This window comes from Microbacterium sp. NIBRBAC000506063 (genome assembly GCF_017968845.1).
Lineage (GTDB): Bacteria > Actinomycetota > Actinomycetes > Actinomycetales > Microbacteriaceae > Microbacterium.
In genome coordinates this window covers 361935-386171 of sequence record NZ_CP072877.1, presented here as the reverse complement: position 1 = coordinate 386171, position 24237 = coordinate 361935, and the positions used below count along the sequence as shown (strand labels likewise).

Sequence of the window (24237 nt, the reverse complement as noted above, 5' to 3'; positions counted from 1 at the left end):
GCTCCAGTCTATTGCCCCGCCTCGTCCTCGTCCTCGCGTCCTCCGGCGCGGCGCACGGCCTCGGCGGCGCGTTCCGCTTCGCGGACGCGCTTGCGCAGGTTCTTGTCGGTGATCTCGCGGTCTCCCACCGCTCCCGGGGTCCACTGCTCCACGTCCTCGTCGCCGTAGCTGGACTTCGAGGCACGTCGCTGCGTCTCCGGGCGCACCGAGCCGGGGGCGAGCCGGCGTGCGGTCAGCAGGAAGCCGGTGTGCGCGACCATGCGATGGTCGGGACGCACCGCCAGCCCTTCGACATGCCAACCGCGGACCATCGTCTCGGAGGCGTCCGGATCGGTGAACACCCCCATGCCGCGCAGGTATTCGGCCGTGCGGGAGAGCTGCGTCGCCGTCGCGACGTAGCAGATGACGACGCCGCCGGGCGTGAGGGCGTCGGCGACCGCGTCCATGCACTCCCAGGGCGCGAGCATGTCGAGCACGACGCGATCGACGGAGCCGGCCTCGAAGACCTCGGGCAGCCGTTCGGCGAGATCCCCGACGGTGATGCTCCATGTGTCGGGCACGGCGCCGAAGAAGGTCTCGACGTTCGCGCGGGCGACATCGGCGAACTCCTCGCGGCGCTCGAACGACACGAGGCGGCCCTCGGGCCCGATGGCACGCAGCAGAGCGAGCGAGAGCGCACCGGAGCCCACGCCCGCCTCGACGACGACGGCGCCGGGGAAGATGTCGGCCTGCATCACGATCTGCGCGGCATCCTTCGGGTACACGATCGCCGCTCCCGCGGCATCGACATCGCGAAGTCGCGCAGGAGCGGGCGCAGCGCCAGATACGTGTGTCCGGCACTGTTGGTGACGACCGAACCGTCGTCCTGACCGATGATGTCGGCATGCCGCAGCACGCCCTTGTGCGTGTGGAGCTCGGCCTCGGCGCGCAGCGTCGTGGTGTGCAGACGTCCTTTGGCGTCGGTCAGCTGGACGCGGTCCCCCTCGCGGAACGGCCCGCGCGGACGGTGCTCGGCGATCATCGGGCGCCTCCCTGCATCAGTGCACCCCGGTGATCGGCGAACAGCGACACCAGGTCGTCGGCCGAGCGCCCGTCGAGGGTGGGCCAGAGCGCGTGTGCGCCGAGGCCGTCGAGATCGACGAAGTGCGGCACGCCGAGGGTCACGGCACCCGACGAGACCCCGGAGCGCAAGCCGCTGGGCGAGTCCTCGATCACGACCGTACGGGTGACGTCGACGCCCAGCTCCTCTGCGGCCTGCAGATAGGGGTCGGGGAAGGGCTTGGGTTGACGGGAGGTGTCCCCGGTGATCACCACGTCGAAGGCGTCGAAGTCGATCTGCTCGATCACGGCATCCGCCATCGTCCGCAGCGACATCGTCACGAGACCGGTGCGGATGCCGGACTCGCGCAGCGAGCGGAGAAGCTCCACCGCCCCGGACGGAACGGCGCACCGGCGCTGCGCAACGCGTCTCGCACCTCGTTCGTCAACGACTGCACGATCTCGTCCACCTGGAGTCGAACCCCGGCATTGCGGAGGATTTCGGCGGAGTCCTCGAGCCCTTGCCGACGAGTTGCAGAGCGCTCTCGTGGGTCCACTCACCCCCGAAGGACTCGACCATCCGAGTCTCGGCGGCCATCCAGAACGGCTCGGTGTCGACGATCGTTCCGTCCATATCCCAGAACACGGCGTGCGGCGCTTCAGTCACCGCTCAAGGCTACCTGTTCGCCCCCATCGGCCGGTGACGGCGACTAGCCTGGAGGGATACCCACGCGGCGCCGCCGCAGAAGGAGGACACTCGCGGATGGTCTCACTCGGCTCCCGGATCGTCATCGCCGCCTTCGACGGGTGGAACGATGCAGGCGAGGCGGCCAGCAGTGTCATGAGTCACCTGCGTGCTCTCGGCGACTACGAGCTCGTGCACCGAATCGATCCCGAGCTGTACTTCGACTACCAGTACACGCGCCCCACGATCTCCACGACCGCTTCCGGGAGGCGCGCGCTCCGCTGGCCGGAGGCGGCGCTGTGGCGTCCTGTGGGCGACGACACGGAGAAGCGTCTGTGGCTGCTCACCGGCGTCGAGCCCGCCCGCGCGTGGAAGGCCTTCGCCGCCGAGTTCATGGATGTCGCGCTCCGCGAGGACGTCACCGGATTCGTCACGCTCGGGGCGCTTCTCTCCGATGTGCCGCACACCCGTCCCATCTCCATCTTCGGGGCGAGCCAGAACGACGACATCCGCGACGCGCTCGGACTCGAGCGTTCGCTCTACGAGGGGCCTGTCGGCATCCTCAGCGTCCTGGAGCACTACGCCGAGAGCGCCGGGATCCCGACCGCGAGCCTGTGGGCGAGCGTGCCGCACTACGTCGCATCCGCCACGCCCTCGCCGAAGGCGACTCTCGCCCTCCTGGACCGCCTGGAGGAGATCACCGACGTCTCGGTGCCCCGTGCGGACCTCGGCACCGCCGCGGCGACGTGGGAGGCGACGATCGATGCCGCCGCCGCAGACGACGAGGACATGGCCGAGTACATCCGCGAGCTCGAGCGCACGCGCGACACCTGGGACTCCCCGAGGCCTCCGGAGATGCCATCGCCCAGGCCTTCGAGCGCTACCTGCGCCGCCGTGGCGACGGGCCGGAGGCCAAGCGCTGAGGCAGGGCGTGCCTGACAGTCCCTATGCCGCGATCACTCCGGTCGCCAGGAGGATCAGCAGGGTCGTGCCCAGCAGCACCCGGTAGATCACGAAGGGCAGGAAGCTACGCTTGGAGATCCAGCTCATGAAGAAGGCGATCACTCCCAGCGCGACGAAGAACGCGATCACCGTCGCGGCGAAGGTCTCCCCCATCGTGAAGATCGAGGTCTGTCCCCAGTTCTTGAAGAGCTGGTAGAAGCCGCTGCCGAAGACGGCGGGGATCGCGAGGAGGAAGGCGTAGCGTGCGGCCGCGGCGCGCTCGTAACCGAGGAACAGGCCCATGGTGATCGTTCCGCCCGAACGGGACACGCCCGGGACGAGCGAGAGGGCCTGAGCGAATCCATACGCGATGCCGTGCGGGTAGGTGATCTGATCGAGCTTGCGACGCTTCGCGCCCACATGGTCGGCGACGCCCAGGAGGAGCCCGAAGACGATGAGCATGATCGCGACGATCCACATCGAGCGGAAGACGGTCTCGATCTGGTCCTGGAAGAGCAGCCCCAGAACGACGATCGGGATGCTGCCGATGATGATGAGCCAGCCCATGCGCGCGTCGGGGTCGTTCCGGGGCGCCTTGCCGGCGAGGGAGCGGAACCACTGCGTGATGATGCGAACGATGTCCTTCCAGAAGAACACGACCACGGCCGCCTCGGTGCCGATCTGGGTGATGGCGGTGAAGGCGGCGCCGGGGTCGGTCGCCTCCGGCAGGAAGACGCCGAGGATGCGCAGATGTGCGCTGGAGGAGATGGGCAGGAACTCGGTCAGTCCCTGCACGACGCCGAGGATGAGCGCTTCGAGCAGATGCATGCGGGTCTTTCAGTAGGTGCGGAACAGATCGGTCAGCACCTGCTGCCCGAAGACCAACGAGTCTACGGGCACGCGCTCATCGACTCCGTGGAACATCCCTGTGAAGTCGAGGTCGGCCGGCAGCCGCAGGGGGCGAAGCCGTAGCCGGTGATGCCGATGTGCGCGAGCGCCTTGTTGTCGGTGCCGGCGCCCAGCAAGTAGGGGATCACGGGAGCGCCGGGATCATGCCGCCCCAGCGCACCGACCATCGCCTCGACCAGTTCACCCTCGAACGGCGTCTCCATGCCGATGTCGCGCACGACGACCTCGATCTCGATGCTCTCTCCCACGAGCGCCTGAAGCTCGGCGAGCACCGCATCCTCGGTGCCGGGGAGGACGCGCACATCGATGAGGGCCTCCGCCTCAGCGGGGATCACGTTGTGCTTGTAGCCCGCGGTCAGGCCCGTGGGGTTGGTCGTCGTCCGGAACGTCGAACGCAGGAAGGCCTCGGCCGGGCCTGCGGCGGATGCCAGGGCGTCGGGGTCGTCGGCGGAGCGCCCCGTGAGCGCGGCGAGACCGTCGACGAGCGCCTTCGTCGTGGGCGTGAGCCGCATCGGCCAGCGCGTGCGCCCGATCTTCGCCACGGCCTCGGCGATCGCGGTGATGGCGTTGTCGTCGTGGAGCCTGCTGCCGTGACCTGCGCGTCCGCGGGCGCGCAGGCGAATCCAGATGAGCGCCTTCTCCCCACCTGCAGCAGGTACGCGCGCCGGTCGTCCACCGAGATCGAGTAGCCGCCGACCTCGCTGATCGCCTCGGTCGCACCCGTGAACCACTCGGGTCGCTCACGCACGACGAGCGCAGACCCTTCGACCCCGCCGTTCTCCTCGTCGGCGAAGAAGGTCAGGATCAGATCGCGTTCGGGCTGCTCCCCAGCACGCAGGATGTCGGCGACCGACGTCAGGATCATCGCATCCATGTTCTTCATGTCCACCGCACCGCGGCCCCAGATGCAGCCGTCCTGGATCGTCCCCGAGAAGGGGTCGACGCTCCACTCCTCGGCGATCGCCGGCACGACGTCGAGGTGTCCGTGCACGACGAGCGCAGGCTTGTCGCGATCTCGGCCCGGCACCCGCGCCATCACGTTGGTGCGGCGCGGGATCGGCTCGTAGTACTCGGTGGTGAGTCCGAGGGCTTCCAGGTAGGCACCGACATACTCGGCGGCCTCGCGCTCGCCCCGAGCTTTTCCGCCGCCGAAGTTCGTCGTGTCGAGACGGATGAGCTCTTGTGTGAGCCGGGCGACTTCGGGCACGGTCGAGGCGGGATCAGGCATGACCCCAGGCTATCGAAGGCTCTCGGACACGCCCGGATCGATGCCGGTTCGAACGAGCGCCCGGAACGTGATAATCTCGATCTTCGGCGGGAAACCGTCGAACACCACCTTGCGCGGGTGGCGGAATAGGTAGACGCGCTAGCTTGAGGTGCTAGTGCCCGTATTAGGGCGTGGGGTTCAAGTCCCCCTCGCGCACACGAATGAAATGGCCCCTGACCTGGGATTCTATCTCTCGGGTCGGGGGCCATTCGTGTTGGAAGTGCTAGAAAAAGTGCTAAGCGCGGATCCGGAAGGATCGTAAGACGCCAACGACGGTGACATTCAGGGCTTCCTCGGGCTGAGGTGGAGATTTGTCCTTCGCGCGTTGAAGGGGCGGTTCATCGGCTCGTCCCCTGCGCGTGGTGCAGGTCACGGTGCCATGCGTAGACATGTGACGGTGTCGAGCCCCGGTGCGAGTGCGACCGCTGTGCTGGGGTCGGTTGTTTCCTGGAGTTTTCTGCGGCGCGCGCGGGTTTGGTTGAACCTGTGAGGCGTACATGTTGGGTGAATCGGCTGTAAGCTGTGGCATCGATGTTGACCACGACCCCTTCTGGATGGTCGCGCAGTATCTTGTGAGCGCACGATCGATCAGAGTGAAATTGCCCTCCGTTGACACCGTCACGCTAACGAGCCTTCGCGAGTGGGGATGTGATGGAAATCCCGCGGGTTAGGTTGAGGCCGACGGCTAGGCGAGCGTGAGAAAGAGTTTCTCGAGTTCGTCTTGATCGGGGCGCCCTCCGTGCCTGGGTGGTTCAAGCATTCTTTCAATGCGCTGGAGATCACAAGGAACCCCGCCCGGTCGAGCGCCTTGGAGACGGCGGAGAGCTGCTGCACGACATCGCGGCAGTGCGCGTCCTGCTCCACCGCGGCGATGACCGCGGCGAGCTGCCCGTGTGCACGACGCAAGCGGTTCACCACCTTGCGCTTCGCCTCCGCATCATGCTGAGCAGGAATAGGGTCTGCTGTTGTCTCATGCCCCATGACCTCTGCCTCCTTCACTGTGTTGAAACGACCTGACTTGACCAACCTGATACCCCCGGGGTATAGTTATCCTATTCCACAGGATACCCCCTGGGGTATATAGAACTAAGGAGAGCGTGATGTGTCGAGCGGTGACCTGTCGTACATGCAGGAAGACGACCTGGGCGGGATGTGGGCAGCATGTCGCGATGGTGAAGGCGGGCGTGCCCGCATCGGACTGGTGCAACGGCAAGCACACTCAGGCGCAAATCGATGCCGCGAAGGCAAACCGGGGCGGGTTCTTCTCCCGCCTGTTCGGCCGCTAAACCGCAGAGAAGGAACGGAACAGGCAATGGCTACGAGGAATCTGACGCTGGACACCTTCGAGGGTGCCGTGAACGGTGATGGCATCGTGTTCGTCGATTTCTGGGCGGCGTGGTGCGGGCCGTGCCGGGCGTTTGCCCTCACCTTCGAGCGCGCCTCCGAGCAGCATCCAGACATTGTGTTCGGCAAGGTTGACACCGAGGCCGAGCAGCAGCTCGCAGCGAGCTTCCGCATCAGCTCGATCCCGACTCTCATGGTGTTCCGCGACGGGATCCCGGTCTACGCCCAGCCTGGGGTTCTCCCTCCTGCGCAGCTCGACCAGCTCATCCAGGGCGCCCGTGACCTCGATATGGACGACGTGCGTCGGCAGATCGCCGAGCGCGGCACGCAGCCCGCCTCCTGAAACCGGCTGAGATCCACTCATCCATCCAGCACATCGTCAGAAAGGACCCTCATTATGTGCGCACGAATCACCTGCTCTGCCTGCGGCAGGCCCACCTGGACCGGCTGCGGCGAGCACATCGAGGATGCCCTCTACTGCGTACCCGAGGCCGACCGCTGCACCTGCAACTGACTCCTGAATCACTACATCACTCGAGAAAGAACTGATCATGCTGCTCGAACGCATCTATGACGAGGATCTCGCACAGGCGAGCTATTTCATCGGCTGTCAGGCGAAGGGCGAGGCCATCGTCATCGATCCCCGCCGCGACATCGATGTCTACCTCGACCTGGCCGAGAAGAACGGCATGCGAATCGTCGCCGTCACCGAGACGCACATCCACGCCGACTACCTGTCGGGCACCCGCGAACTCGCTGCGAGAACCGGCGCCCGGATGCACGTCTCCGACGAGGGCGGGCCAGACTGGACGTACGGCCCCGACTTCGACAGTGCCGTGCGCATGAAGCACGGCCACCGCATCCGACTCGGCAACATCACCGTCGAGGCCTCGCACACGCCCGGGCACACGCCTGAGCACCTGTCGTTCCTCATCACCGACGGGGCGCAGGCGAGCGAGCCGGGTTTCATGCTCACCGGCGACTTCGTGTTCGTCGGCGACCTCGGTCGCCCCGACCTGCTCGACGAGGCCGCCGGGTTCGTCGACACCCGCTTCCGGGGCGCGAGGGATCTCTTCGCAAGCCTGCGCGACCGCTTCCTCACCTTGCCCGACTATGTGCAGGTGCTGCCGGCGCACGGCTCCGGTTCGGCGTGCGGCAAAGCGCTCGGCGCGATCCCTGCGTCGACCGTCGGCTACGAGCGAAACTTCTCCTGGTGGAGCCAGTATCTGAAGAACGACGACGAACAGGGCTTCGTCGATGAACTGCTCAGCGGTCAGCCGGATGCTCACGCCTACTTCGGCCGCATGAAGATCGAGAACAAGATCGGCCCAGCCGTGATCGGCGACATGCCCGAACTCGTTGAATACACGGCAAACGAACTCCGGTCGGCGCTCGATGCCGACTTCGTGATCTTCGTGGACACCCGCCACAACAGTAAGGTGCACGAAGGTACCGTGGAGCGCTCCCTGAACATCCCGGGCGTCGCGAAGGCCGCGAGCTACGGCGCGTGGGTCTATGATCCGCAGATCGAGGATCGCCCGCTCGCGCTCCTCGCCGGCTCGCTCGAAGAGGCGCAGCAGATGCGCGACCACCTGATGCGGGTCGGCATCGACACGGTACGCGGCTACATCACCTCACTCGACGGCCTCGAACTCGTCAAGCCGAAGCTCGTGCAGCCGGAGGCTCTCGACAGCTTTGACGGGGTGATGCTGCTCGATGTGCGCAACCGCACCGAGTACGCTGAGGGCCACCTGCCAGATGCCAAGCAGCTCTCCGGCGGTCGCGTGCTCTGGAACCTCGACCTGCTGCCCGAGCCCGAGGCCGGCACGATCGTCACCTACTGCCAGAGCGGTGTACGCAATAGCGTCGCCGCCAGCGCGCTGCGCCGTCAGGGGTATGACATCGCCGAACTCGACGGTAGCTACGCGGCCTGGGCAGCGCGCCCCGGCAACCAGCCCGTCACCGCCTGACCGGCGCACTCAGGAGTCCGAGTGGAACCCCATCTGATCGTCATCGCGCTCGCTCTGGCGGCGCTGGTCGGCGTGTCCCTCGGGCTCCTGGGCGGCGGCGGATCGATCCTCACCGTCCCGATCCTCGCATATGTGCTGGGGATGGAACCGCGCGAGGCGATCGCCGCGTCTCTCTTCATCGTCGGCGCGACCAGCGCGGTCGGCATGATCGGCCACGCCAGATCGGGACGTGTGCGCTGGAAGACCGGGGCCCTGTTCGGTATCGCGGGCATGGCCGGCGCGTTCGCGGGCGGCCTGCTCGGCGGGTTCATCCCCGGGGTGGCGCTTATGATCCTGTTCGCCATCATGATGATCGTCACCGCGACCGCCATGATCCGCGGTCGCAAGGATCGCGGCGGCGCGGCGCGCGCTGCGGATCACCCGAGGCCGATCCTGCGCATCCTCATCGACGGGCTGCTCGTCGGCATCGCCACGGGCCTCGTCGGTGCGGGTGGTGGCTTCCTCATCGTCCCCGCACTCAACCTGCTCGGCGGCCTGCCCATGGCGATCGCGGTGGGCACCTCGTTGCTCGTGATCGCGATGAAGTCGTTCGCGGGACTCGGCGGCTACCTGTTCTCGGTGCAGCTGCACTGGCCGATCGTGCTCGCTTTCACGGCGACCGCCGTCGCGGGGTCGTTCGCGGGCGTCGCCCTGGCCGGGCGCATCCCCGGACGCGCGCTCCGTAAAGGGTTCGGCGTGTTCGTGCTCGTAATGGGAGCCTTCGTGCTCGTCCAAGAAGCCCCTGCGTTCCTGTCCTTGTTCACCTCAGCCTGAAACGGAAGACGCCTCCAATGATCGCTGACGCCTCAAGCGCCGAAACCCGAGCCTCGCGCATCGGCCGAGTCGTTCCCGGGCACGCGATCCCCGTCATCGACGAGCGGGCTGTGCGCGCGGCCGCGGGAATCATGTTCCTGCTGGGCGGGGCCGCATTCGCGACGGCGTTCTTCACCGGCTCGGCACAGCCGCTGCAGCCCTTCGGCATGTTCTTCATGATCGACATGCTTTTGCGTGTGACCGCAGGTGACCGCTGGTCGCCCACGCTGATGCTCGGCCGCCTTGCGGTGAAAGGGCAGCGCCCGGAATGGGTCGGCGCACCGCAGAAGGAGCTCGCATGGTGGCTGGGCTTCGGCCTCGCCCTCGTCGCCTGCGCGAGCATGGGCCTGTTCGCGGCACCGCTCTGGATCCCCGCGCGCTCTGCGGCTCCTGTCTCACTCTGCTCTTCCTCGAGACCGCGTTCGGCATCTGCGTCGGCTGCGCCCTACAGAGCCGTTTCAGCAAGCAACCGCCCAAGTACTGTCCGGGCGACACTTGCGATACGGGTTCCAGCACCCACTTTGCTGCGCCCTGGTCTGCGCCAGTCGGACACCCGACCCCTGAACCATCCGTCACCACCAGACCAAAATCAAGCTGAAAGGGCCACCCGCCATGCTCCGTTCAATCACTATCTCCCTCTCCGCTGTCGCGCTCCTGCTCGGCTTGGCAGCCTGCTCATCCGCGCCGAACTCGGCTGGCGGTGCGAACCCGGTCGAAGTCGGTGATGCCACGATCCTGCTCGACGTCCGCACCGCCGCAGAGCACTCAGCAGGGCACCTCGATGGAGCCAAGCTGCTCGACTTCAACGGCGGCGACCTCGCCGCCGCGATCCCGAGCCTCGACCCAGACGCCGAATACCTCGTCTACTGCCGCTCAGGCAACCGATCCGGCCAGGCGATCGCGCTCATGGAACAGGCCGGGTTCACGAACCTCACCAACCTCGGATCCCTCGAACAAGCAGCTCAGGCGACCGGGCTACCGATCGTGAACTAAGGACAGACCCTTATCACCTATGGGTATCGGCGCTGCGATGGGCGGCGACGCTATCGGCCCCTACAGTAAAGAGCGTTGCAAAAGTGCTAACGAAAGTGCTAAGCAACCTGTAGGTCAAGGTATCGCGGCGGAGTTATCCACAGGTCACATGTCGTAGATCGTTGATTTTATGCGGCAGAACGCTCGGCCCAGATTCGCGGCGCGAGGGGTCGAGGTCAGTTCAAGTCCCCCTCGCGCACAGAATGAACAAGGCACGGCCCACAGGGTCGGGCCTTGTTCGTTTCCTGACGATGGTAGCCCAGCGGGGCTCGTCGGGTACTGTCTCACGTGGGGGCATCTCTTTCGGGCGTGGGGGCATCTCTTGAGGGCCTTGCTGCGGCGTTTCTGATGATGGCGTCGATCTATCTGATCGAAAGCCAGCCGGGTGTGGGCACCGCGGTGGGCGCAGCCAGTCCTGATCTCAGTTGGTACGGCGATTCGGACAATCGCGCCACAGTGGAGTTCGGACTGAGCTTGGGCGTGCTCGGCATGGTCTCGTTCTTGTGGTTCATCGCCGTGATTCGCCGACGGCTTGCTGAACGTGAAGACAAGTTCTATGCGACCGTCTTTCTCGGCAGCGGCATCGTGTTCGCGATCCTGGCGACGACTGCTGCGGTGTGCGCGGCCGCTCCGACCTTGGTCGTTCGCTTCGGCGGTGAGGAGAGCCTTGACGGTTCGGCTGTTGCGCTCGCGCACGGCCTCTGGTTCGGGCTCTGGGGGATCGCTGCGTCCAGGTTCGCCGGCGTGTTCATGATGGTGACGTCGACCCTCGGCCTGCGCTTCGGAGCACTTCCGGCCTGGCTCGCCCTGGTGAGCATCACGCTGCTCTTCCTCCGTCGGGACAGATCCGCCCCTGCAAAAGGCTGGGCGCACGCATAACTGCCGACCTACGGGGACGGTAGGCACCGAGGCGCGCTGGGCCCGTCGGTAGGCGCTTCGTCAGAAGGCTGCGGTGCCGCTGAGAGCGACGTGGGTACGGCCTCCGACCCAGATGCCGTGCTCATCGACGTCGATGCGGATCCTGCCCTTCCGGCCGAGCGCCGTGCCCTGCCTCGCCAGATACGGCGCCGACAGCCGCCCCGTGGCGAAAAGCCACTGCGCCGCGGCCGCGTTGAGGCTTCCGGTGACCGGATCCTCGCGGAGCGGTGCATCGCCTTCGGTGAAGAAGGCCCGAAGCTCGATGCGCGCGTCATCCTCCGGAGGGGTCGGTCCGATCACGCCGATGTCCCAGCGCCCTGGATGACGAGAGGCGTCGGGTGCGAGCGAGAGCACGGTCTCGGCGCTGTCGAGCAGCACTCCGACCCAGCCGGGTCCGTTGTCCAGCCACTCGGCGTCGATCACCCGTGCAGAGTCGACTCCCAGCACGTCGACGACCCTCTGCAGCAGGTCATCGTCGACCGCACCGAAACGGATGCGTGGTGGAGCGGCGAAGGCGAGCACGTCGCCTGCAACCCGCACCGGAACGAGTCCCGCCTCGCACTGCTGAACGACCGCACCCGGCGTAGACGGCACGCCCCCGGCGTCGAGCCATGCGCGTGCCGTGCCCAACGTGGGGTGTCCGGCGAACTGCAGCTCTGTGCTCAGGCTGAAGATGCGCACCCGATAGTCGGCTCCCGGCACGGTCGGCGGCAGGACGAACGTGCATTCCGACAGATTCGACCAGATCGAGAACGCCCGCATCTGCTCGGCCGCGAGCCCCTCAGCGTTCAACACCACCGCGACGGGATTCCCGGTGTGCGGTCCTTCGCCGAAGACATCGATCTGCCGAAACTCACGCTCCATCCCCAGACGCTAACACCGCGCCCCGGAATCACCCGCCAGATCAATCGCGCAGCGGCGAACCGATCACGGTGAAACGGAAGCCGCCCATCTCGCCCGACAGCAGGGGCATCGCCTCGGCGATGGAAGCGCGCACGCTGTCGAGTCGGAGCGATGCCCCGTGCGCCTCGGCCGACTCCCAGAGTTCCACGACGAACACCGTATCGGGACGGTCGTCGTCGATCCCCACTTCGTAGAGGAGACACCCCGCCGCGGCGAGGTCGGGACTTCGTCGGGTCAGGATCGACACGACCTCCTCCCGCCGGCCGGGCAGCACACCGAGGGTTCCTGCATTCACGAAGGTCATGCGGTCAGTGTAGGCAGCAGCTCCGACGTTCCGGACCGGTGGATGTCTCAGAGATCGCCGGCGTCGACGCGGCGCATCTCCGCGGCGAGTGCGGGGTTTCGCTCATCCAGATGCGCGGCGATGTCGTCTCGCACGGCATCCGGCTTGTTCTGGCTCAGTTTCGCACGCGCGTCGAATCGAGAGACCCGCATCCGCAACCCCACCGTGCCCTTGGCCGCCCGGCGCGTGCCGGCCTCGTCCTCGGAGAGACTCCGCCCGTGCGGATGGTGCCTCTCGAAGCTGTCGGTGAGCAGTGCGAGCATGGCGTAGTTCTCCTCGTCGGAGAGGATCTCCGGTGTGCCGTACAGGTGCGCGGTGACGTGGTTCCAGGTCGGGACGACCTCACCAGGGGCGTACCAGCTGGGCGAGACGTAGTCATGCGGGCCCTGGATGATCACGAGGATCTCGTGCCGGCCGAGCTCGTGCGACTCCTCGTCGGGGCGACCGAAGTGGCTCACGATCACGATGTCGTCGGTGGTCTCGTCCAGGATCACCGGGTAGTGGGAGGCCACGAGGCCGGTGCTCGCCGGCGAGACGAACGTCGCCCACGGCGCCGCGCGGATGAGGCGCTTAACCTCCTCGGGGTCGGTCATCAGGTACCGCGGTGTATGGCGCATCACGACCCCTTCCTCGTCAGACGTGCGCGGACGGCGAGGCCGGCGCACATGATCACGGCCGCTCCTCCGAGGATAGTCGGAACGGTGATGTGCTCACCGAGCAGGAGTGCCGCCCAGAGGAGGGTCAGAACGGGCTGTACGAGCTGCACTTGGCTCACCTGGGCCATCGGTCCGATGGCCAGTCCCCGGTACCAGGCGAAGAAGCCCAGGAACATGCTCACCACACCGAGATAGGCGAAGGCGGCCCAGTGCACCGGCGTCGCCACGGGCGGCTCCTGCGTGACCGAGAACACGGTGAGCCCGAGCATGAGCGGCGAGAAGAGCACGAGCGCCCACGACACCGTCTGCCACGCTCCCAGTTCGCGCGCGAGAAGACCTCCCTCGGCGTATCCGACGGCACCCGCGATCACCGCCGCGAACAGGAGCAGGTCCGCCCATCGCAGCTGGCCGGCTCCCCCGTGCTGGAGGGAGGCGAAGAGCACCGCGGCCATCGCCCCGAGCAGGGCGAAGAGCCAGAACGAGCGCGTCGGGCGCTCCCTCCCCCGGATCACCGCCATCGCCGCGGTCGCCGCCGGCAGGAGACCTATCACCATCGCCCCGTGGCCCGCTTCCGCGGTCTGCAACGCGAAGGAGGTGAGCAGCGGGAAGCCCGCGACCACACCTCCGCCGACGACGGCGAGCCGGAGCCACTGCGTTCCACTCGGCCACGCCTGACGGGTGACGAGCAGCACGGCGGCGGCGCATACGGCCGCGACGACGGCCCGCCCGGCTCCGATGAACAGCGGAGACAGTCCATCGACCGCCATGCGGGTGAACGGAAGCGTGAACGAGAATGCCGCGACGCCGAGCAGTCCCCACCAGAGCCCGGAGGCCGATAGCACTTTCGGGTGAGAGAGGATAACGCTACTCTGTCGATTCATGAATCAGGATAGCACTGACCGGATCCTCTCCGCGCTGCGCGCGTGGATCGCCTCCGCGCCGCCGGGCGCCCAGGTGCCGTCCAACCGCACCCTGGTCGCTGAGCACGGAGTGAGCCCGGTGACCGTGCAGAAGGCGATGCGCACGCTCTCCGCCCTCGGCCTGGTCGAGAGCCGACCGGGCGTCGGAACCTTCGTGCGTTCGGCCCGTACGGCGCGGCCCACCGACTACAGCTGGCAGACGACCGCCCTCGGCGCCCCGCCGGCACGCCTCTCGGCTCTGCCGATGACCCAGCGCGCGGTCGCTCCCGATGCGATCACCCTGCACTCCGGCTATCCCACGCGAGATCTCCTCCCGGAGAGCCTCGTCCGCACCGCGCTGGCCCGGGCTGCGAGAACGGATGCCGCCATCCACCGCGCTCCGGCCGCGGGCCTCCCCGAACTGCGGGGTTGGTTCGCGCAGCAGCTCGCCGCAGCGACGCCGAGCGGCATCACCCCGGCGACCGCGCGCGACGCCTTCATCATCGCCGGCAGCCAGAGCGGACTCAGCTCGATCTTCCGCACGCTCGTCGGCCCGGGGCAGCCGCTCCTCATCGAGTCCCCGACGTACTGGGGCGCGCTTCTCGCCGCCGAACAGGCGGGCGTGGTCCTCGTCCCCGTCGCCACCGACTCCCACGGACCTGACCCCGACGACCTCGCCCGGGCCTTCACCGAGACGGGCGCCCGGGCCTTCTACGCGCAGCCCACCTTCGCCAATCCCACCGGCATCCGATGGTCGGCCGAGCACGGCCGCGCCATCCTCGACGTCGTCCGAGACCACGGGCCTTCCTCATCGAAGACGACTGGGCGCACGACCTGGCGATCGATGCGGAGCCTCGCCCCTTGGCCGCCTTCGACGAGGACGGCCGTGTCATCTACCTCCGGTCACTGACCAAGAGCGTCTCCCCGGCACTGCGCGTGGCCGCCGTGATCGCGCGCGGCCCCGCACGCGAGCGCATCCTCGCCGACAGAGCTGCCGAGTCGATGTACGTCAGCGGGCTGCTGCAGGCGGCCGCGCTCGAAGTCGTCACCCAGCCCGGATGGCGCACCCATCTGCGCCGACTGCGCGGGCAGCTTCGCACGCGGCGCGATCTGCTGCGCGAAGCGCTGTCCACGCATCTGCCCGAGGCCCGGCTCGATCATGTGCCGCAGGGCGGCCTGAACCTGTGGCTCCGTTTTCCGGAGGGAACCGATGTCGACCTCCTCGCGCGGGAGTGCGAACTGCGCGGTCTCATCATCGTGTCGGGCGGCGAGTGGTTCCCGGCCGAGGCACCGGCGCCCTTCGTGCGCCTGAACTTCTCGGGCGAGAGCCCGAGCGCTTCGACGAGGCCGCGCGAATCCTCCGCGATGCGCACTCCGCGTCATCCTGAGCGGGATCAGCGCTCAGTCCTCGCTGTGCTCGGAACGGCTGTCGCCCGTCCGCGTCTGGGTCATGAGGGCAAGGGTGTGGCCATCCGGGTCGGTGAAGAACGCCATCCATTCCTCGATCCCCGACTCATGGCGATGAACGAGGTGCGGCGCGCTGGCGAAGGTGACGCCGCGGCCGATGAGCGCCTCGCTGGCGGCATGGATGTCATCGACGGAGAAGTACAGAACGGACTCGCCTGGCTCGTCGACCGCCTCATCGACCGCGCTGAGGAAGAGCCTTGTGCCCCCGGCGTCGAAGAAGGCGAGATCGCCGAACGTGTAGAGGTGGGGCAGTTGCAGCACGTCTCGATACCAGGCCACCGAGGTGGCGATATCACTCACCCGGCGAGAGATCTGCCCAATGGGTCCCAGGATCTGGTCGGTCATGGGTCTTCCTTCCGTTGCGGCGCCCTAGGCCGTGTTGATCAAGTCGGTCTTGATCCAGATCAGGGTGGCGGCGAGGCAGATCGCGGCACGGTAGTTGCGAGCGAGCTTGTCTGATCGCATCGCGATCCCGCGCCACTGCTTGAGTCGGTTGAAGCAACGCTCGACGACGTTGCGGCCCTTGTATCGTTCCTGCTGCTGGTCACCGAAGTCGATCGGCCGGCCCGGCTTCTTGCGGCGGTGCGCGATCTGGTCGTCACGTTCGGGGATGGTCGCGGCGATCCCGCGCTCGCGCAGCCACGCCCGGTTCGCCCTCGACGGATAGCCCTTGTCGGCGAGCACCCTGTCCGGGCGAGTCCGCGGCCGACCCTTCCCCACGCGTGGGACGCGGATGTCCTCAAGGACGGCGGTCATCATCGTGGTGTCGTTCACGTTGCCGCCGGTGATCATCATGCCCAGCGGTCTGCCTCGCCCATCGGCAACCAGGTGCAGCTTGGTTGTCAGCCCGCCGCGGGAGCGTCCGATCGCGTGGTCAGGCGGCTCGACCCGCGAATTCTTGTGATTCGACAGAGCCCCTGTGTCCCGGCTGAGGGTCGCGCCGTGCTGATGAACACGCGCGATCGTGGAGTCGATCGAGACGACCCAGTCGATCTTCCCCGCCGCATCAGCCTGCTTCTGCACCTCGGCGAGCAGTTTCTCCCACGTGCCGTCCTCAGCCCACCGATTGAACCGCTTGTAGATCGAGTTCCACTTCCCGAACCGCTCCGGCACGTCACGCCAAGGTGCGCCGGTGCGGTACTTCCACGCCATCCCCTCGACAGCGAGCCGGTGATCCGTCCACGGCCGCGAACGGCCCGACACCGTCGGCATCAACGGCTCCATCACCGCCCACACAGCGTCAGAGATCTCGTGTCGCGTCACCGCTCAAGACTCGCCCACCGAAAGCCGAAACCTCTTGATCAACACGGCCTAGCGCCGGGCGATCGTGCGTGTCGCCATGCCGTGTCGCACCGCGTGGGCGATGCGCCACTCTGCGGGCGTCAGCGCATCGGGATGCGGCGGACGCCCACGGACACGGGAACGGCTGGACATGTCTCGAGGGTAACGACGATGAGCTCGAATCAGCCTCCCCGCGGAGATGTGAACAGATCTGCGGTCAGAGCGCTCCCACGTCGAAGATCAGCCCCAGGGTATAGGTGATCGCGGCCGCGCCGAAGCCGATCGCCAGCTGGCGCAGAGCGCGGCGCAGCGGCGGACCCCGGAGAGGATGCCGACGAGTGCCCTGTGGACAGCAGCGCGATGCCGACGAGTGCCAGCGCCACGGCGATCGCGGTGAGCCCGCTCAGGCCGAAGATCCAGGGCAGCACCGGGATGATCGCCCCGGAGGTGAAGAGCAGGAAGCTCGTCAGCGCGGCGATCCAGTCGCTTCCGACGACATCGCGGTCGCTCGATCCGCCGAACGCGCGCACTGGCCCTGTCGCCGTCCGCGCCGCTCCGGCCTTCGCTGCCGCGACGACCCTTCGCGCACGGGTGAGCGACTCCTCCGCGTCCATTCCCCGGGCTCGGTAGACGAGGGCGAGCTCGTTCTCATCGATGTCGAGGTCGCCCGCGGCATCCGCAGCACTGTCATTGACCTCGGTCGCCGCGAGGAGTTCGCGCTGCGAACGCACCGAGACGAACTCCCCGCACCCATGGAGAGGGCGCCGGCCAGAAGCCCGGCGATGCCGCTGAACAGCACGAACTGCGGCGCCACCCCGGTCGCCCCGATCGCCAGGACGAGGGCGAGATTGCTCACGAGGCCGTCGTTCATGCCGAAGACCGCGGCGCGGAACGACCCCGACAGCTTCCGCCTGCCCCGTGCCGCCAGACCGCGCACCACCTCGTAGTGCACCTTCTCGTCGGCGCGCATCGCGGCGGTCGCATACTGCTCGGTGTCGTAGGGAGACCGGGCTTCGGCGCTCTGTGCGAGCGCCAGGACGAAGATCATCCCGAACCGGCCCGCCATCCAGCCGAGCATGCGGGATCGGATGCCGGCACGCGGCAGCTTCTCGGGCACGCCACCCAACAGGCCCAGCCAGTGCGCCTCATGGCGACGCTCGGCCGCAGCGAGCTGCAGCAGGATCTCACGATCCTCGCCCGTCCGGCGCGCGGCGAGTCGCTCGTAGACACGCGCCTCGGCACGCTCCTCGACGAGATAGCGCGCCCACCGCCGGCGATCGGCGTCGGTGGGGATGGCGGGGGCGGACATGAAACCTCCTGGATGGTCGACAACCCTCAACGCTAGTCAGCCGGAGGGGAGCCGACGCGCGAAACCCATGGATTGACAGCATTTCGGATATCCGAAGTGCGCGCCGGGGCGGGTCAGGAGTGCACGCGGCGCCGCAGCACGTCGATCCGGGCCTGCAGCTGTGCGACGGTCGCCTGCGCGACGGCGGGGCCGCCGCACACCCTGCGCAGCTCTGCGTGCACGGCGCCGTGCGGCTCACCGGACTGCCGTGCGTACAGTCCCACGAGGCTGTTGAGGAGCTGCCGCTGTTCGCGGAGCGTGCGGTGCAGGGGCTCGGGGAGCGTCGTCGTGTGCTCCGGTCCGGTGCTCGCCTCACGGGCCGTGCGCAGCCGCGTCTGCCGCGCCTGGCGCTGCATGAGCAGCTCGTGCACGTGCTCGGGCTCGAGAAGTCCCGGGATGCCGATGAACTCCTCCTCCTCAGGGCTCCCCGGCTCGGCGAGCTGACCGAACTCCTTGCCCTCGAAGACGACCCGGTCGAAGTGCGCGAGCGAGGAGATCGCCTGGTAGCTGAACTCCTGCGTCAACGCGTCGGAGGCGGACTCCTCGCGGTTCGCGCTCTCCAGCAGGGAGTCGTCGAGTCCGTCGTCGTCCTTCTCCCGCCGGTCGAGGGCGTGGTCGCGCTGCCGCTCCATCTCGTTCGCGAGTCCTAGCAGCACCGGCACGTGCGGGAGAAAGACGCTCGCCGCCTCGCCCCGACGTCGGGCACGGACGAAACGCCCGATCGCCTGCGCGAAGAACAGCGGCGTCGAGGCGGAGGTCGCGTACACGCCGACGGCGAGACGGGGCACGTCCACGCCCTCCGACACCATGCGCACCGCGACCATCCACCGGCTCGTGCTCTCACTGAACTGCTCGATGCGGCGCGAAGCCTCCGCTTCATCGGAGAGCACGACCGTTGGCCTCTCCCCTGTCACGGTGCGCAGGATCGTGGCGTAGGCGCGCGCCGCGGTCTGATCGGTCGCGATGACGAGACCCCCGGCATCCGGCACATGATGACGGATCTCCGTCAGGCGCCGGTCGGCCGCCGAGAGCACGGCCGGCATCCACTCGCCTGCGGGATCGAGAGCGGTACGCCAGGCCTGGGAGGTGACGTCCTTGGTGTTGTCCTGCCCGAGGTGGGCCTCGAGCTCGTCGCCCGCGCTCGTGCGCCACTGCATCTTCCCCGAGTAGACGTGGAAGAGCACCGGGCGCACCACGCCATCCTTGAGGGCACGTCCGTAGCCGTAGCGGTAGTCGGTCGACGAGACGCGGGCCCGCTCTCGTCGGGAAGGTACTCCACGAAGGGAATGGGCGCTGTATCGCTGCGGAACGGCGTGCCCGACAGCAGCAGGCGCCTCCTGGCCGGCGTGTACGCCTCGCGGATGGCGTCGCCCCAACTGAGCGCGTCTCCGCCGTGGTGGACCTCGTCGAGGATCACCAGGGTGTTGGCCGACTCGGTGAGCACACGGTGCACGGCCGCCTTCGCGGCGACCTGCGCATAGGTCACGACCACGCCGTGATACTGGCGGGCCGGCAGATGATGGCTGTTGCGGAAGCGCGGATCGAGGCGGATGTGCACCCGCGCCGCGGCATCCGCCCACTGGGTCTTCAGATGCTCGGTCGGCGCGACCACGACGATGCGGTCGACCTCGCCCTGGCGGAGCAGCTCGACGGCGAGGGTCAGCGCGAACGTCGTCTTGCCTGCGCCCGGCGTCGCCGCAACGAGGAAATCGCGCTGGTCGGCTTCGAAGTACGCCTCCAGCGCCTCGCGCTGCCAGGCGCGGAGCTTGTCCGCCGTTCCCCACGGGGCGCGCTGGGGAAGGACGGAGAGAGCATCGGCATCCACCATAGACGCTGTCGGCGACACCGGGCGGCACTCACCCGCTTGTCACCGTCGACGGGTAGGCTCTACCCCTGCGCGGCCGCGACCTCGGTACGCGCAGCGACGGAGGAGAGCACCGATGACAACGCAGGATTCGTCCCGCACCCCCTACGTGCCGAACGAGACCGCGCACCCCTGGCGACGCTTCGTCGCGATCGGCGACTCCTTCACCGAGGGCATCGGCGACCCGGATCCGAACGCCCCGGGCGGTCACCGCGGCTGGGCCGACCGCGTCGCCGAAGTGCTCGCGCAGCAGGCCGACGACTTCGCCTATGCGAACCTCGCCGTGCGCGGCAAGCTCATCGCGCAGATCCTCGAGGACCAGCTGGAACCGGCCATCGCGCTGCGTCCGGATCTCGTCTCGATCTGCGCGGGCGGAAACGACGTGATCCGCGTCGGCACCGATCCCGATGAGATCGCCGCCCAGCTCGACGGCGCGATCGCGCGGCTCTCGGGCACGGGCGCCGCGGTCATCGTCTTCACCGGGATCGACACCGGCTTCACCCCGGTGTTCCGTCCCTTCCGCGGAAAGGTCGCGATCTACAACGAGAACGTGCGGGCGATCGCCGACCGGTACGACTGCATCGTCGCCGATCAGTGGGCTCTGAAGACGGTGCAGGATCCGCGTTTCTTCGACGACGACCGGCTGCACTACAACGCCCTCGGGCATCACGAGGTCGCCCGCATGGTGCTGCGGGCGCTGAACGTGCCGAACGACCTCAAGGCGATGGAGCCCGACCCGCTGCCGACACGCACCTGGCGCGAGGCCCGCGGCAACGACCTCGTCTGGGCACGGGAGCACCTCGTCCCCTGGGTGCTGCGGCGGCTGCGCCACCAGTCCTCCGGCGACGACATCGAGGCCAAGCGCCCGGATGCCGCTCCCGTGCTGCGTCCCGAAGCCGACTGACCGTCAGGACGCGGGCGGATGCCGCAGCGCCCAGAGGGCGACGGCCGCGGCCGACGCGACGTTGAGGGAGTCCACTCCCCCGCCCATGGGGATCGTGACGACGCGGTCGGATGCCGCCAGCGCCTTCCGCGAGAGACCGTCACCCTCCGTGCCCATCACCAGGGCGACCCTGTCGGGCCGCCGGGCCGCATAGGCGTCGAGGGTCACGGCGTCGTCGCTGAGGGCCAGTGCGGCGATCTCGAAGCCGGCAGCGTGCAGTTGCTCGGCGCCCTCGTCCCACTCGGGCAGTCGCGTCCACGGCACCTGGAACACGGTCCCCATGCTCACCCGCACGCTGCGCCGGTACAGCGGATCGGCGCAGCGCGGTGTGACGAGAACGGCATCCGCCCCGAGGCCCGCGGCGGCACGGAAGGCGGCGCCGACGTTCGTGTGGTCGACGATGTCCTCCAGGACCAGAACGAGAGCGGCGTCCACCACGACCTCCGCCACGCTCGGCAGCTCGGGTCGGTGCATCGATGCGAGCGCTCCGCGATGAACGGCATAGCCGGTCACCGCCTCGGCGACCGCATCCGGGACGAGGTAGACCGGCGTGTCCGTCTCCCCGAGGATCTCTCGGATGCCGTCCACCCACCGCTGCTGGGTGAGCACCGCACGCGGACGATGCCCGGCGGCGCAGGCGCGCGCGATGACCTTGGCCGACTCGGCGATGTACAGCCCACCCGCCGGCTCCTGCACACGCCGCAGGGCGACGTCGGTGAGGTGGCGGAAGTCGTCGAGCCGGGGTCGTCGGCATCCGATATCTGTTCGAGGTGCATAGGAGACCACTTTCGCAGACGCACGCGCATCGGTGGTGCCACGGAGCCCTATGATCGCTGAGGGAGGTTCCGTGACATATGACACACGCCCGGCGGTGCCCGCCATGTTCGCCCGCGCCGTCGAGCTGCTGCGCGGCCGCTCGATCACGGTGCTGACCGGCGCCGGCATCTCGACCGACTCGGGCATCCCGGCCTACCGCGGTGCCGGCAGCACGCCGCGCACACCGATGACGGCGAAGCGCTTCCTCTCCGACGAGGGCGCCCGACGCCGCTACTGGGTCGGCAGCCACCTCGGCTGGCGCAGCTTCGCGTACGCGGAGCCCAACGCCGGGCACGAGGCGCTGGCCTCGATGGAGGCCAGCGACATCGTCCGCGGCATCATCACCCAGAACGTCGACGGGCTGCACCTGCGCGCCGGCAGCGCGCGGGTCATCGAACTGCACGGCACGATGCGGCGGGTGAACTGCACCGTCTGCGGGCAGGTGTTCGACCGCCGCGACATCGCCGAGCGCATCGAGCAGGACAACCCCTGGATCCTCGTCCCGGAGAACATCGTGCTCGGGCCCGACGGGGATGTGCTCCCCGAGACCACCGAGGGATTCCGGGTGCCGACCTGCACCGTCTGCGCCGGAATGCTCAAGCCCGACATCGTCTTCTTCGGCGAGTACGTGCCGACCGAGCGCTTCCGTGCCGCCGAGGCGCTGCTGCGGGGAAGTGACGCGCTCCTGGTCGCCGGCACATCGCTCGTGGTGAACTCCGGTGTGCGCTTCGTCGAGCGGGCGCGGCGCCGCGGCATCCCGATCGTGCTCATCAACCGCGAGCTCACCAAGGTCGACGCCTGGGCCGATGCCGTGCTCTCCTTCGGCACGAGCGAGGCGCTGCCGGCGCTGGAGCGTGCCCTCGTCGCAGACGGTTAGGCTCGGAGGGTGACCCTTCTCACTCTCGTGCGCCACGGCCAGACCGACTGGAACCTGGCCAGGCGCATCCAGGGGTCCAGCGACATCCCGCTGAACCTGACCGGCGAGGCGCAGGCCCTCACGGCCGCGGGGATGCTTGCCGGCGAGACGCATCACGCCATCTACGCCAGTCCGCTGCGCCGCGCCCATCGCACGGCAGAGATCATCGCCGCCGAGCTGTCGCTCTCCGCGCCGGAGCTCGTCCCGGACATGCGCGAGCGCTCCTACGGAGACGCCGAAGGACTCCTGGACACCGAGTACATGGCGCGGTACGGCAACTGGCACGCCGAGGTGCCGGGCGCCGAGACCCACGCCCAGGTGCTCGACCGTGCTCTCGCCGCGCTCGAGGAGATCAGTGTGGCGTCACGCCGGCGTTCGGCGCCGGTGGCCGAATCGGTGATCATCGTCACCCACGGCGGTGTCATCCGCACGCTGCTGAACCATGCCTCCCGGGGCACGCTCCCCGCCGAGGGCGAGCAGCTGCGCAACGGCTCCGCGCACCGGTTCGTGCTCGAGCCCGGGGTCCTGCGGCTGCTCGAGTCAGAGACCAGCGCGGCTGCGCACTGACCGCGCGTGCCGGAGCACCGGCTCGTCCACCATGCTCCCGCGGAAGCGGAACACGCCGTGCTCGTTCTCGGCCGCTGCAAGCACCGCCTGCGCCCACTCGATCTCCTCGGCCGAGGGCCGGTAGGCCTCGCGGATCGCTGCGACCTGGCCGGGGTGGATGCACGCCTTGGCCCGGAAACCGGATGCCGCGGCATCCTTCACCTCGGCGAGCAGGCCTTCGGCGTCGTCGATGTCGACGTAGACGGAGTCGATCGCGGCCTTGCCTCGTGCCCCGGCGGCCAGCAGCACCTGAGAACGCGCGTGCCGGGCGACGTCGCGATAGCGGCCGTCGGCGAAGCGGCTCGAGGTGCCGCCGAGGGAGGCGACGAGGTCCTCCGCGCCCCACATGAGGCCGACGACGTTCTCCACCGCCGCGATGCGGTCGGCGTTCTGGATGCCGCGGGCCGTCTCGCACAGCGCGATGACGGAGAAGCGCTGATCGAGGGCGCGCTGCAACTTCTTCGCGCTCTCGGCCTTGGCGACCATGACGGTGCGGAAGTCGGTCTGTGCGAGGGTCGCGAGGTCGTCCTCGAAGTCGGTCGTGCCGACGGGGTTGACCCGGACGATGACCCGATCGGCGTCGACGTGCGCGTCGATGAGGTGCCCTCGGGCGGCCCGTTTCGCGGCGGGCAGCACGGCGTCTTCCAGGTCGAGGATGACGGCGTCGGCGCGCTCCATCGCCTTGGCGAAGCGTTCGGGGCGGTCGGCGGGGCAGAACAGCAGGGAGGGCCCGAGCGCGAACTCGCTCATCCCTCTCCCCCCTCAGGCAGGCAGCGGATGAGCGCGGTGCGCGTCGCGAGCGCGACGACCGTGCCGTCCTGATTGCGCCCGGTGTGCGTGATCGTGACGATGCCCTGCCCGGGACGGGACGTCGAGAGCCGTTTGCCGCTGATCACGCTCTCGGTGTAGAGCGTGTCGCCGGCGAAGAGCGGATGCGGGAACGAGATGTCGCCGAGGCCCAGCTGTGCGACGAGCGTCCCCTGGGTCAGCTGGGCGACGGAGGCGCCGACCATGGTCGAGAGGGTCCACATCGAGTTCATCAGGCGCTGTCCGAACTCCTGCGTCTGCGCGAAAGCGGCATCCAGGTGCAGCGCCTGCGTGTTCATCGTCAGCGTCGTGAACAGGACGTTGTCGGCCTCGGTCGCGGTGCGGCCGGGGCGATGCAGGTAGCGGGCCCCTTCGACCATCTCCTCGAAGTAGAGGCCGCGCTCGATGATCTCCTGTGCGGATTCCTCGGT

At 68.2% G+C, this 24237-nt stretch carries 23 protein-coding genes, 1 tRNA gene and 8 pseudogenes; 13 read left to right on the top strand and 19 right to left on the bottom strand.

Going from position 1 to position 24237, the window contains the following annotated elements:
• Positions 1 to 8 precede the first annotated feature (8 nt).
• The 3 genes and pseudogenes from KAE78_RS16580 to KAE78_RS16570 all read right to left on the bottom strand — a co-directional run bounded on the left by KAE78_RS16580 (position 9) and on the right by KAE78_RS16570 (position 1705).
• Positions 9 to 1021: pseudogene (locus KAE78_RS16580) on the bottom strand (tRNA (adenine-N1)-methyltransferase).
• Positions 1018 to 1440, bottom strand: a pseudogene (locus KAE78_RS16575) (HAD family hydrolase); the annotation flags it as partial. The pseudogenes KAE78_RS16580 and KAE78_RS16575, both read right to left, overlap by 4 nt.
• A gap of 43 nt (positions 1441 to 1483) precedes the next feature.
• Complete coding sequence (locus KAE78_RS16570) at positions 1484 to 1705, bottom strand: HAD hydrolase-like protein (RefSeq protein WP_223172842.1); 222 nt, start codon at positions 1703 to 1705, stop codon at positions 1484 to 1486.
• A gap of 96 nt (positions 1706 to 1801) precedes the next feature.
• Between KAE78_RS16570 and KAE78_RS16565 the strand changes: the two are divergent.
• Positions 1802 to 2646, top strand: a pseudogene (locus KAE78_RS16565) (PAC2 family protein).
• Between the two features lie 22 nt (positions 2647 to 2668).
• On the opposite strand, the gene KAE78_RS16560 reads toward KAE78_RS16565, so the two are convergent.
• From KAE78_RS16560 to KAE78_RS16550, 3 genes and pseudogenes are all read right to left on the bottom strand, one after another.
• Positions 2669 to 3493, bottom strand: a complete 825-nt coding sequence (locus tag KAE78_RS16560) for an undecaprenyl-diphosphate phosphatase (RefSeq protein ID WP_223172637.1) — start codon at positions 3491 to 3493, stop codon at positions 2669 to 2671.
• Positions 3494 to 3555: 62 nt separating this feature from the next.
• Positions 3556 to 4158, bottom strand: a pseudogene (locus KAE78_RS16555) (peptidase dimerization domain-containing protein); the annotation flags it as partial.
• Positions 4071 to 4610 (bottom strand): annotated as a pseudogene (locus tag KAE78_RS16550) (M20/M25/M40 family metallo-hydrolase); the annotation flags it as partial. The pseudogenes KAE78_RS16555 and KAE78_RS16550, both read right to left, overlap by 88 nt.
• A gap of 303 nt (positions 4611 to 4913) precedes the next feature.
• On the opposite strand from KAE78_RS16550, the gene KAE78_RS16545 reads away from it, so the two are divergent.
• A tRNA-Leu gene (locus KAE78_RS16545) sits at positions 4914 to 4997 on the top strand.
• 529 nt (positions 4998 to 5526) lie between these two features.
• Here the strand turns inward: KAE78_RS16545 and KAE78_RS16540 are convergent.
• A pseudogene (locus KAE78_RS16540) lies at positions 5527 to 5822 on the bottom strand (metal-sensitive transcriptional regulator).
• A 119-nt stretch (positions 5823 to 5941) separates the two neighbouring features.
• Between KAE78_RS16540 and KAE78_RS16535 the strand changes: the two are divergent.
• The 7 genes from KAE78_RS16535 (at position 5942) to KAE78_RS16505 (ending at position 10918) form a co-directional block, all read left to right on the top strand.
• A complete protein-coding gene (locus KAE78_RS16535; protein ID WP_206475469.1) occupies positions 5942 to 6127 on the top strand; it encodes a hypothetical protein in 186 nt (61 codons plus the stop codon).
• Between the two features lie 26 nt (positions 6128 to 6153).
• Entirely contained in the window at positions 6154 to 6528 is a 375-nt protein-coding gene (locus KAE78_RS16530) for a thioredoxin family protein (RefSeq protein WP_206475468.1), read from the top strand.
• 208 nt (positions 6529 to 6736) lie between these two features.
• Positions 6737 to 8155 carry an MBL fold metallo-hydrolase gene (locus KAE78_RS16525; RefSeq protein WP_223172636.1) on the top strand — a complete coding sequence of 473 codons (1419 nt, stop codon included), beginning with the start codon at positions 6737 to 6739 and terminating at the stop codon, positions 8153 to 8155.
• A gap of 21 nt (positions 8156 to 8176) precedes the next feature.
• The gene (locus KAE78_RS16520) at positions 8177 to 8968 is read left to right on the top strand and encodes a sulfite exporter TauE/SafE family protein (RefSeq protein ID WP_206475466.1); all 792 of its coding nucleotides are present in this window, start codon (positions 8177 to 8179) and stop codon (positions 8966 to 8968) included.
• A gap of 17 nt (positions 8969 to 8985) precedes the next feature.
• Positions 8986 to 9732, top strand: coding sequence for a DUF4395 domain-containing protein (locus KAE78_RS16515; protein ID WP_223172635.1), 747 nt, complete (start codon positions 8986 to 8988; stop codon positions 9730 to 9732).
• On the top strand, positions 9620 to 10000 hold the full coding sequence (locus tag KAE78_RS16510; RefSeq protein WP_206475464.1) for a rhodanese-like domain-containing protein: 381 nt from the start codon (positions 9620 to 9622) through the stop codon (positions 9998 to 10000). The genes KAE78_RS16515 and KAE78_RS16510 overlap by 113 nt, the downstream gene beginning before the upstream one ends.
• A gap of 327 nt (positions 10001 to 10327) precedes the next feature.
• Complete coding sequence (locus tag KAE78_RS16505; protein WP_223172634.1) at positions 10328 to 10918, top strand: hypothetical protein; 591 nt, start codon at positions 10328 to 10330, stop codon at positions 10916 to 10918.
• 60 nt (positions 10919 to 10978) lie between these two features.
• On the opposite strand, the gene KAE78_RS16500 is transcribed toward KAE78_RS16505, so the two are convergent.
• The 4 genes from KAE78_RS16500 to KAE78_RS16485 are packed head-to-tail and all read right to left on the bottom strand — an operon-like array spanning position 10979 to position 13740.
• Entirely contained in the window at positions 10979 to 11821 is an 843-nt protein-coding gene (locus tag KAE78_RS16500) for a PhzF family phenazine biosynthesis protein (protein WP_223172633.1), read from the bottom strand.
• A 40-nt stretch (positions 11822 to 11861) separates the two neighbouring features.
• The gene (locus tag KAE78_RS16495) at positions 11862 to 12164 is read right to left on the bottom strand and encodes a putative quinol monooxygenase (protein WP_223172632.1); all 303 of its coding nucleotides are present in this window, start codon (positions 12162 to 12164) and stop codon (positions 11862 to 11864) included.
• Between the two features lie 47 nt (positions 12165 to 12211).
• Positions 12212 to 12820 (bottom strand): FMN-binding negative transcriptional regulator, encoded by a 609-nt coding sequence (locus KAE78_RS16490; RefSeq protein ID WP_223172834.1) that lies wholly within the window; start codon positions 12818 to 12820, stop codon positions 12212 to 12214.
• Positions 12820 to 13740, bottom strand: coding sequence for a DMT family transporter (locus KAE78_RS16485; protein ID WP_223172631.1), 921 nt, complete (start codon positions 13738 to 13740; stop codon positions 12820 to 12822). Before KAE78_RS16485 ends, KAE78_RS16490 begins: the two co-directional genes overlap by 1 nt.
• Here KAE78_RS16485 and KAE78_RS16480 point away from each other — a divergent pair.
• Complete coding sequence (locus KAE78_RS16480) at positions 13739 to 14668, top strand: PLP-dependent aminotransferase family protein (protein ID WP_317451945.1); 930 nt, start codon at positions 13739 to 13741, stop codon at positions 14666 to 14668. The two genes, KAE78_RS16485 and KAE78_RS16480, sit on opposite strands and share 2 nt — an antisense overlap.
• Here the strand turns inward: KAE78_RS16480 and KAE78_RS19110 are convergent.
• The 5 genes and pseudogenes from KAE78_RS19110 to KAE78_RS16460 all read right to left on the bottom strand — a co-directional run bounded on the left by KAE78_RS19110 (position 14662) and on the right by KAE78_RS16460 (position 19682).
• Positions 14662 to 14919 (bottom strand): hypothetical protein, encoded by a 258-nt coding sequence (locus tag KAE78_RS19110; protein ID WP_317451944.1) that lies wholly within the window; start codon positions 14917 to 14919, stop codon positions 14662 to 14664. The two genes, KAE78_RS16480 and KAE78_RS19110, sit on opposite strands and share 7 nt — an antisense overlap.
• Before the next feature lie 240 nt (positions 14920 to 15159).
• Positions 15160 to 15570 (bottom strand): VOC family protein, encoded by a 411-nt coding sequence (locus KAE78_RS16475; RefSeq protein WP_223172833.1) that lies wholly within the window; start codon positions 15568 to 15570, stop codon positions 15160 to 15162.
• 24 nt (positions 15571 to 15594) lie between these two features.
• Positions 15595 to 16449 carry an IS5 family transposase gene (locus KAE78_RS16470; RefSeq protein ID WP_262927915.1) on the bottom strand — a complete coding sequence of 285 codons (855 nt, stop codon included), beginning with the start codon at positions 16447 to 16449 and terminating at the stop codon, positions 15595 to 15597.
• 274 nt (positions 16450 to 16723) lie between these two features.
• Positions 16724 to 17815: pseudogene (locus KAE78_RS16465) on the bottom strand (VIT1/CCC1 transporter family protein).
• Positions 17816 to 17928: 113 nt separating this feature from the next.
• Positions 17929 to 19682 (bottom strand): annotated as a pseudogene (locus KAE78_RS16460) (DEAD/DEAH box helicase).
• A 112-nt stretch (positions 19683 to 19794) separates the two neighbouring features.
• On the opposite strand from KAE78_RS16460, the gene KAE78_RS16455 reads away from it, so the two are divergent.
• Positions 19795 to 20622: an SGNH/GDSL hydrolase family protein gene (locus KAE78_RS16455; RefSeq protein ID WP_223172630.1), complete on the top strand. Its 828-nt coding sequence runs from the start codon at positions 19795 to 19797 to the stop codon at positions 20620 to 20622.
• A gap of 3 nt (positions 20623 to 20625) precedes the next feature.
• Here KAE78_RS16455 and KAE78_RS16450 read toward each other — a convergent pair whose 3' ends face one another.
• The gene (locus tag KAE78_RS16450; protein ID WP_223172629.1) at positions 20626 to 21447 is read right to left on the bottom strand and encodes a TrmH family RNA methyltransferase; all 822 of its coding nucleotides are present in this window, start codon (positions 21445 to 21447) and stop codon (positions 20626 to 20628) included.
• A 94-nt stretch (positions 21448 to 21541) separates the two neighbouring features.
• Here KAE78_RS16450 and KAE78_RS16445 point away from each other — a divergent pair, with 94 nt between their 5' ends.
• Together KAE78_RS16445 and KAE78_RS16440 are read left to right on the top strand one after the other, a co-directional pair.
• Complete coding sequence (locus tag KAE78_RS16445; protein ID WP_223172832.1) at positions 21542 to 22354, top strand: Sir2 family NAD-dependent protein deacetylase; 813 nt, start codon at positions 21542 to 21544, stop codon at positions 22352 to 22354.
• A gap of 9 nt (positions 22355 to 22363) precedes the next feature.
• Positions 22364 to 22960 carry a histidine phosphatase family protein gene (locus KAE78_RS16440; protein ID WP_223172628.1) on the top strand — a complete coding sequence of 199 codons (597 nt, stop codon included), beginning with the start codon at positions 22364 to 22366 and terminating at the stop codon, positions 22958 to 22960.
• Here KAE78_RS16440 and KAE78_RS16435 read toward each other — a convergent pair.
• Positions 22934 to 23749 (bottom strand): HpcH/HpaI aldolase/citrate lyase family protein, encoded by an 816-nt coding sequence (locus KAE78_RS16435; RefSeq protein WP_223172627.1) that lies wholly within the window; start codon positions 23747 to 23749, stop codon positions 22934 to 22936. The genes KAE78_RS16440 and KAE78_RS16435 overlap by 27 nt on opposite strands.
• Positions 23746 to 24186 carry a MaoC family dehydratase gene (locus KAE78_RS16430; protein WP_223172831.1) on the bottom strand — a complete coding sequence of 147 codons (441 nt, stop codon included), beginning with the start codon at positions 24184 to 24186 and terminating at the stop codon, positions 23746 to 23748. The genes KAE78_RS16435 and KAE78_RS16430 overlap by 4 nt, the downstream gene beginning before the upstream one ends.
• Positions 24187 to 24237 lie beyond the last annotated feature (51 nt).